The sequence below is a fragment of the Campylobacter sp. RM9331 genome (assembly GCF_020137685.1).
Lineage (GTDB): Bacteria > Campylobacterota > Campylobacteria > Campylobacterales > Campylobacteraceae > Campylobacter_E.
On record NZ_JACGBA010000025.1, the window covers coordinates 24,869 to 30,978 of the forward strand.

Here is a 6,110-nt window from a genome sequence, read left to right on the forward strand (position 1 = left end):
AATGTATGAATTAGCAAAAAAAGTTATATTTAAGTTTGACCCTGAAGATATGCACCATTTAGTAATCAAAGCTCTTAAAACTCAAAGATTTTTAAAAGTAGTTGATTATAAAAAAACTTATAAGAATTTAGAAAATGAATTAATCAATATGAAATTTTCTAATCCTATTGGACTTGCAGCTGGATTTGATAAAAATGCTGAAGTAGTAGCTCCTTTAGCAAATCTTGGCTTTGGTTTCATTGAAGTCGGAGCAATCACTCCTAAGGCTCAGCCAGGTAATCCTCGCCCAAGAATTGAAAGATTAGTAGATGAGCTTAGCATTCGCAATGCAATGGGGTTTAATAATGACGGCGTAGAAGTTGCAAAAGCAAATTTAATGCGTGAGAATTTCTCAAAACTACCTCCGATTTTTATAAATATAGGTAAAAATAAAGTTACACCTAATGAAGAAGCGATAAATGATTATGAGATTTTAGTTCGTGAGCTAAAGCCTTATGCAGACGCTTTTGTAATTAATATAAGTTCGCCTAATACTCCAAATCTAAGAGATTTACAAAATGCTAAATTTATTGAAGAAATTTTTACTAGGCTAAATGCTATTAATGATGTGCCAAAATTTATAAAATTTGCTCCTGATATGGATTTTGGCTTGGCTACTGAATTAAGTCTAACAGCTTTAAATACTAATGCTTGTGGAGTGATTTTAAGCAATACTACGCAAGATTATTCGCTTAGCAAAAAGCCTGATTTGACCAAGGTTGGCGGCTTAAGTGGTAAAGTATTAGCCGAAAAGTCTTTAAATATGCTAAAAGCAATCGCACCAAGCGTGCATAAAAAAGGCATAATTATTAGTAGTGGCGGGATATTTGACGCAGCTCAAACTTATGAGCGTATAAAATGGGGTGCTAGTTTAGTTCAAGTGCTTTCATCTATGATTTTCGTTGGACCTAGAATTGCTAGAAATATAAATGATGAGCTTACAAAATTAATAGAAAACGACGGCTTAAGCTCGATTAATCAAGCCATCGGCGTAGAATTATAAGAATTTGAAATTCCTATTTCAAATTCTTGATTTTTCGCATTGCTAGAATATAGACTAAAATAAATGAAAATAAAAATAATCTATTCATATATTCATAAAAAATACCGCTTCTATCAAAGCAAATAATTTGAATATAAAAAGCCATAAAAGATATTAGAGTGATTATTTTTGTAATTGCTCTAATGTTTGATTTATAGTGATTTAATAAATAAAATATATCAATATAAATAATAGGCATTATTATTATGCTAAGTTCAGTTAATGCCATTATAAACACTATTCCAACGATAAAAATAGTTAAAACAATAGTAATACCAAGATAAAAACTAAAAGGTATTATCAAATTAGTCTTACTAGCAATTGAGCTAAAATCTAAAGTTAAAAAATAAGCTAAAGAGCGTTTTGGAGTAATCTCATTAAAATGCCTTTCTTTTATCATTGATAAAATCAGTGCAAGTATGAAAAAAATAATAAAACCAATGGCTTTATAACCAAATGAAAGCATAAAATTATCTTCTAAATAAACCCTAAGCCAATGAAAGCATACTAAATAATAATCAATAAGATAAAACGCTATTATTACAATCATAGTTTTGATTATTTTATTTTTTGTGATTGAATTAAGCCTTTGTAAAGTGCTAAGAATTAGTATAAAATCAATAGCAAGATAAAAATTAGCATATAAACCCTGAAAAACAATTTGAGAATAACTCATAAAATCATTTTTAATAAAAGTAAAATCTACATTATTAGCTAAAACTAAACGCACAAATCTTGAAAACTCTATCAAACAATAAAACAAGCCAAAAGCTAAAATCGGAAAAACAAAAATCATAAAGGCATACGAACGCCTACTCATAGTAGCTCTTAAATCAAAATTAGCTACATTAATCAAAGCTTCTTTTATGCAATTCATTTTGTATACCCCCCCCCATTAACAACTCGCAAATATCAACGCCTAAAACCTTGCTAATATTATAAATATGCTCTAGGTTAAAATGTTTGCCGTTTTTGTTGTTTTCGCAATTTGAATAAAAGGCTATTGATTTTATGCCTATACTTAGGGCTAAATCTAGTTGGCTTATGTTTTTTTCGGTTCTAAATTTTTTAACATTACTTGATACTAATTTATAAAATTCTTCTATTTCTTCAGTGTTTTTCATACATTATCCTATAGGTAAAATCTAATAATTTAAACAATATAAAAATTTAAAATCTATATCCTATAGGATAAATTAATTTATTTATGATAAATTTGCTTTTAAATTTATTTAAGGAGAAAAAATGAAAAAATTATTTTTGTTTTCATTGGTTGCATTAGCTTTTAGCTCTTGTGCTGCTATTGATAATTTCACAACCTATACTGAAGGCACTAAGATTACCCAAGATGAGCTTGATAGCATTGTAATTAACAAATCTAGCAAAAGTGATTTAGAAGAGAAATTCGGAGCACCTAGCAGAATTAGTTCTTCTAATGAATGTGAAATGTGGCATTATGATTTCGTTAAGATTAGTTCTTTTAGCCCAAATATAAATGATTCTAATGTTTTTTGTATCAACAAAAAAGGCATAGTAATTAAAAAACTAAAAGCTAAAACAAAAAGCAATAATCCATTATTAAGGTAAGAAATTATGAAAGATTTTTTTAATAAAGCATTTAAAGGACTTAATCCTAGTTATTATTTTAGGTATTTATTTTTGGCATTGTAATATCTGTTTTATATTTTATGTTAGTAGCTAACTTAGTCGGTAATATAGTTGCGTCTATTGGATTAATATATTTATGTTATTACCACAGCAAAAATCAAAACTAAAATTTGGCTTTTAAAGCCAAATTTATATTTTATAGCATTAATAAATGATATCCATACAAGTATTTTAATACAGATTTTTTACTAAAACGATTATTAAAAAATAACTTCTTACTACTAGCCCACAAATATATTTTAACTTTTAGAACAATTAATAAGTAAGCATTAATAAATCTATGTTGTGTTGTAGCCTATTGCTTTGAATATTTATCTTTTATTATTAAAGGTTTTAATCATTTCATTGTTATAAAAATCTAGCTAAATTTATTAGAAATATTTTTTATAATAATTATCAAATAGCCTTATTTTATTGACTGCACTTACGATTATTTTTTAACTACAATTTGTGCTTTTTAACGAATTTAAATCAAATTCTAAGATACTTTTCATAAATTACACTAAATCACCATTAAAAGCTCTTTTATATTTTAGCCAATCTTTTATACAAATTCTTTTAAACTTCAAAATCTCATCAATTCTTACTATTAATTTTTAAATTAAAAAGATGGCAAAAGAATTTATAAAAATTATCAAAATATAAAACTACAAATTTATATAAGATTTGACTTTTGACTAACGATTCTAAAATTACAAAATACATTTTCTTACTTTTTTGTAAAAAGTATTATTGCATTTACTTCACAAACAATAACCAAATAAAATTCACAATATATTAATCTGCTACAATATAAAAAAATATTTAAAGGTTGAAAATGAGTATAAAAAAATACAAAAACAAAACTATAGAACTATTTAACAATATTTTTCCATGTTTACAAAGAAATCATAAGCAGATACAAGATAAACCTATAACTTCTACAAACAAAGGACAAAATGATGAAGATTTTTTCCAAACTAACAGAATAACAACAAGATGGATATATAAAAATATTAAAAAATATGGACAAATATCTCTTGCTTTAGGGCAAATTTTATTACTAATACTAATTATAGGTTCTGCTTTTAATTATGGTGTAGTATATGTTTTTACATTACAATACCCAATAGAACTTACATTTGAGCAATTCTTAGCTTTTGGATTTTCTAATTTATCTTGGTTTTTATTTTTAATATTTATTTTATACATTTCAACAGAATTAGTGTGGCAAATTAAAAATGTAAAAGAAAAAAATAAAGCATCAAAACTTATTTTATATGTACTTCTTATACTTCCAGTATTATTAGTGTATTTATTAGGGTTTTTTATATTCTATTTTTACTATGAAAAACAATTTATATATTTATATATTTTTTTATTTGCAGTAATGATTTTTTTGCATATTGGCATACTATATAAAGGCAATAACAATAATATAAATTATATAAGAATTATCACATGTATTATGTCAATTTACATTTTTATGTTATCTAACATCAAAACTTTATCTCTTTCTGGCTTAGGAGATTACTACGCTACAATAATGGTTGATAAAAATAGCTTTATAAAAGATATGTTTGATGGTTTTTATGACAAAAATAACAAATATCACTATAAAGGCAATTATATTGAGCTAAAAGATGTAAAAGTATTATCAACTTTAGGAGATATTGCTTATGTAGAGTTATGCAGTGAAAATATGGAAATAGGCAAAACATTAGATTATTGCAAAAAAACCATAAAGGTTGAACTTATCAAAAAAGACATTCACATAATAAGAGATGGTAAAAAGCAAAATATTGCTAATACAGAAAATGGTAACGATAAAACAAACAACGAAAGCAAAGAACAAAATGAACAAGATTTAGAAAAATCTAAAGAGAATAAAAAAGAAGAAAGCGCTACAAAAAATAACTAGAATTTGAAAATAACAATCTAATTATATTCAATTATTACAAAGCTAGCCTATAGGCTAGCTAAATATATTAATCATCACCTAAATAATCTTCATTATTTGGATTATGTGCATCAGCCCAATCATCCATACAAGCATCGTTATTTGGATTATTAATATCTGACCATAAATCTAATTCTTCTTGAGACATTGCCATTTTATTCTCCTTTTTTATTGCTATTTTTATTAGCTGCTCTTTGAGCTCTTGCTGCAAAACTATCTTTGCTTACAATACCACCATTTCTCTTAGCTTCGCTTGATTGAATTCTTGCTGCTGCTTCTTTATCCATCGCGTTTTTATTCATCGCGTTCTCCTTAAAAATTATTTTAGTTTTGCAAAACTTACAAAATGATATAATAATAACCAGGGACATTTGGGGACAAAAAAATGAAAACAAACAAAGAAATAGCAGAAGAACTTAAGGAAAAAATAAAAAATTATATTATCATCAACAATACAACTCTTGCTAAAATTGCTAAAGAATTAGCAGAGCAAGTAGAAAATTTAACATCTAATGAAGATATAAAAAATTTTTATGAATCATTAAAAAAATTATTAGAAAGAGATAGTGATAACCCAAGACGTGATACTATAGAAAAATTGCAAAAATACTATAATTATTTAAGCCCCCAAGATAGATTTGAATTCGAAAGACAAGTTCTTGGAGATGATTTTGTTAATTCTAGACTAAAGTATAGAAATCAAAATTACTTCTCACAATAATTTAAATTTTTATCAAATGTTTTATTAAAACCTTTGCTATTTTCATAATAAGGGTATTTTTTTTGTGTCAACTTCAAAGCACATATACACTCTTGCTTATTAGCTGTAAAAGGTAAGACTCCAATACAAGAATTAATAATTGCATATTCTTGTTCAATAGAATATCTATTTTCATAAGCTAAAACAGTACTATTTAAAATACTAACTAAAATTAAACCTAGTGAAAGTTTTTTCATTTTATTCCTTTGAATTGATATTAGAATTTTAATTTTATTAAAAAACTCTAAAATAAATATTAAAATATTTAATGGGTTAAATAAAATTAAAGCTTAATGTAAATATTTTTAAATTTCTTTTTCTATTTTAGTAATTTTATTCGCTCGTAATAATCTGGCATAAATCCTAAAAGCGTGGTATAAAAAGCCTTTGAGTGATTAGCGTGATAAAGGTGTGTTAATTCGTGCATAATCACTGCTTCTATTGCTAATATATCTTTTTTAATTAATTCGGTATTTAGATTTATATAAGATTTTTTCGTATTGCAAGAACCCCAACGAGTTTTCATTTTTCGCACTTTCAAAGCTTTTATATCTTTACCAACAATCACACAAAATCTTTTTAAAATTTCGCTAAAGATTTCTTTTGATTGAATTTTATAAAAATCATTAAGTAATTTTTCTTTATTTTCATCAGTTTCAAGG

Annotated in this window: 10 protein-coding genes; 4 read left to right on the plus strand and 6 right to left on the minus strand. The window is 25.5% G+C overall.

The annotated features are described in order from the left end of the window. Position 1: 1 nt before the first annotated feature. Positions 2-1,042 (plus strand): quinone-dependent dihydroorotate dehydrogenase, encoded by a 1,041-nt coding sequence (locus tag AVBRAN9331_RS08965; RefSeq protein WP_336612851.1) that lies wholly within the window; start codon positions 2-4, stop codon positions 1,040-1,042. Positions 1,043-1,055: 13 nt separating this feature from the next. Here AVBRAN9331_RS08965 and AVBRAN9331_RS08970 read toward each other — a convergent pair whose 3' ends face one another. Beyond that, complete coding sequence (locus AVBRAN9331_RS08970) at positions 1,056-1,958, minus strand: hypothetical protein (protein WP_336612852.1); 903 nt, start codon at positions 1,956-1,958, stop codon at positions 1,056-1,058. After that, positions 1,930-2,205, minus strand: a complete 276-nt coding sequence (locus tag AVBRAN9331_RS08975) for a helix-turn-helix domain-containing protein (protein ID WP_214117650.1) — start codon at positions 2,203-2,205, stop codon at positions 1,930-1,932. The genes AVBRAN9331_RS08970 and AVBRAN9331_RS08975 overlap by 29 nt, the downstream gene beginning before the upstream one ends. Positions 2,206-2,326: 121 nt before the next feature. Here AVBRAN9331_RS08975 and AVBRAN9331_RS08980 point away from each other — a divergent pair, with 121 nt between their 5' ends. After that, positions 2,327-2,668: a hypothetical protein gene (locus tag AVBRAN9331_RS08980; RefSeq protein WP_239803294.1), complete on the plus strand. Its 342-nt coding sequence runs from the start codon at positions 2,327-2,329 to the stop codon at positions 2,666-2,668. Between the two features lie 898 nt (positions 2,669-3,566). Continuing rightward, the gene (locus AVBRAN9331_RS08985; RefSeq protein ID WP_336612853.1) at positions 3,567-4,649 is read left to right on the plus strand and encodes a hypothetical protein; all 1,083 of its coding nucleotides are present in this window, start codon (positions 3,567-3,569) and stop codon (positions 4,647-4,649) included. A 67-nt stretch (positions 4,650-4,716) separates the two neighbouring features. Here AVBRAN9331_RS08985 and AVBRAN9331_RS08990 read toward each other — a convergent pair whose 3' ends face one another. Further along, the gene (locus AVBRAN9331_RS08990) at positions 4,717-4,842 is read right to left on the minus strand and encodes a hypothetical protein (protein ID WP_275591988.1); all 126 of its coding nucleotides are present in this window, start codon (positions 4,840-4,842) and stop codon (positions 4,717-4,719) included. Position 4,843: 1 nt separating this feature from the next. After that, the gene (locus AVBRAN9331_RS08995) at positions 4,844-4,990 is read right to left on the minus strand and encodes a hypothetical protein (RefSeq protein WP_336609784.1); all 147 of its coding nucleotides are present in this window, start codon (positions 4,988-4,990) and stop codon (positions 4,844-4,846) included. Positions 4,991-5,073: 83 nt separating this feature from the next. Here AVBRAN9331_RS08995 and AVBRAN9331_RS09000 point away from each other — a divergent pair, with 83 nt between their 5' ends. Then, positions 5,074-5,409 (plus strand): hypothetical protein, encoded by a 336-nt coding sequence (locus AVBRAN9331_RS09000; protein ID WP_336612854.1) that lies wholly within the window; start codon positions 5,074-5,076, stop codon positions 5,407-5,409. On the opposite strand, the gene AVBRAN9331_RS09005 is transcribed toward AVBRAN9331_RS09000, so the two are convergent. Together AVBRAN9331_RS09005 and AVBRAN9331_RS09010 are read right to left on the minus strand one after the other, a co-directional pair. After that, the gene (locus AVBRAN9331_RS09005) at positions 5,394-5,645 is read right to left on the minus strand and encodes a hypothetical protein (RefSeq protein ID WP_336612855.1); all 252 of its coding nucleotides are present in this window, start codon (positions 5,643-5,645) and stop codon (positions 5,394-5,396) included. The genes AVBRAN9331_RS09000 and AVBRAN9331_RS09005 overlap by 16 nt on opposite strands. A 122-nt stretch (positions 5,646-5,767) precedes the next feature. Further along, positions 5,768-6,110 (minus strand): M48 family metallopeptidase (locus AVBRAN9331_RS09010; RefSeq protein ID WP_336612856.1); only part of this gene is annotated, 343 nt, incomplete at its 5' end.

Bases quoted from the DNA above. Each gene is read 5' to 3' on its own strand.
- AVBRAN9331_RS08965 (WP_336612851.1), top strand. From the start codon at position 2: ATGTATGAATTAGCAAAAAAAGTTATATTTAAGTTTGACCCTGAAGAT.
- AVBRAN9331_RS09005 (WP_336612855.1), bottom strand. From the start codon at position 5,645: ATGAAAAAACTTTCACTAGGTTTAATTTTAGTTAGTATTTTAAATAGT.
- AVBRAN9331_RS08980 (WP_239803294.1), top strand. From the start codon at position 2,327: ATGAAAAAATTATTTTTGTTTTCATTGGTTGCATTAGCTTTTAGCTCT.
- AVBRAN9331_RS08995 (WP_336609784.1), bottom strand. From the start codon at position 4,990: ATGAATAAAAACGCGATGGATAAAGAAGCAGCAGCAAGAATTCAATCA.
- AVBRAN9331_RS08990 (WP_275591988.1), bottom strand. From the start codon at position 4,842: ATGGCAATGTCTCAAGAAGAATTAGATTTATGGTCAGATATTAATAAT.
- AVBRAN9331_RS08975 (WP_214117650.1), bottom strand. From the start codon at position 2,205: ATGAAAAACACTGAAGAAATAGAAGAATTTTATAAATTAGTATCAAGT.
- AVBRAN9331_RS08970 (WP_336612852.1), bottom strand. From the start codon at position 1,958: ATGAATTGCATAAAAGAAGCTTTGATTAATGTAGCTAATTTTGATTTA.
- AVBRAN9331_RS08985 (WP_336612853.1), top strand. From the start codon at position 3,567: ATGAGTATAAAAAAATACAAAAACAAAACTATAGAACTATTTAACAAT.
- AVBRAN9331_RS09000 (WP_336612854.1), top strand. From the start codon at position 5,074: ATGAAAACAAACAAAGAAATAGCAGAAGAACTTAAGGAAAAAATAAAA.